The organism is Pseudoalteromonas sp. A757, assembly GCF_004103285.1.
Classification (GTDB): Bacteria; Pseudomonadota; Gammaproteobacteria; order Enterobacterales; family Alteromonadaceae; genus Pseudoalteromonas; species Pseudoalteromonas galatheae.
Map to the genome: position 1 here is coordinate 1 of NZ_QNQN01000019.1, position 400 is coordinate 400.

Below are 400 nucleotides of genomic sequence, written 5' to 3' on the forward strand. Positions count from 1 at the left end.
GCGAGTATAGCTCAGCTGGTAGAGCGCGACCTTGCCAAGGTCGAGGTCACGAGTTCGAACCTCGTTACTCGCTCCAAATTTGCGGCGGAATGGCAGAGTGGCCATGCAGCGGATTGCAAATCCGTCTACCTCGGTTCGACTCCGGGTTCCGCCTCCATTTCTCAACATATCCACATGCGAAAGCAAGCCCGATGCCCGGGTGGTGGAATTGGTAGACACAAGGGATTTAAAATCCCTCGCTGGTAACAGCGTGCCGGTTCAAGTCCGGCCCCGGGCACCATTTATTTTTCACATATCAAATTTACCAGTGTGAAAAATGGAATGCGAGTATAGCTCAGCTGGTAGAGCGCGACCTTGCCAAGGTCGAGGTCACGAGTTCGAACCTCGTTACTCGCTCCAA

At 53.5% G+C, this 400-nt stretch carries 4 tRNA genes; all 4 read left to right on the forward strand.

Annotated features, from left to right (window positions below):
- The 4 genes from DRB05_RS00100 (at nucleotide 1) to DRB05_RS00115 (ending at nucleotide 399) form a co-directional block, all read left to right on the forward strand.
- A tRNA-Gly gene (locus DRB05_RS00100) sits at nucleotides 1–76 on the forward strand.
- Between the two features lie 7 nt (nucleotides 77–83).
- A tRNA-Cys gene (locus DRB05_RS00105) sits at nucleotides 84–157 on the forward strand.
- 36 nt (nucleotides 158–193) lie between these two features.
- A tRNA-Leu gene (locus DRB05_RS00110) sits at nucleotides 194–280 on the forward strand.
- A gap of 43 nt (nucleotides 281–323) precedes the next feature.
- Nucleotides 324–399: transfer RNA gene (locus DRB05_RS00115), tRNA-Gly, on the forward strand.
- The last annotated feature ends 1 nt before the right edge of the window (nucleotide 400 follow it).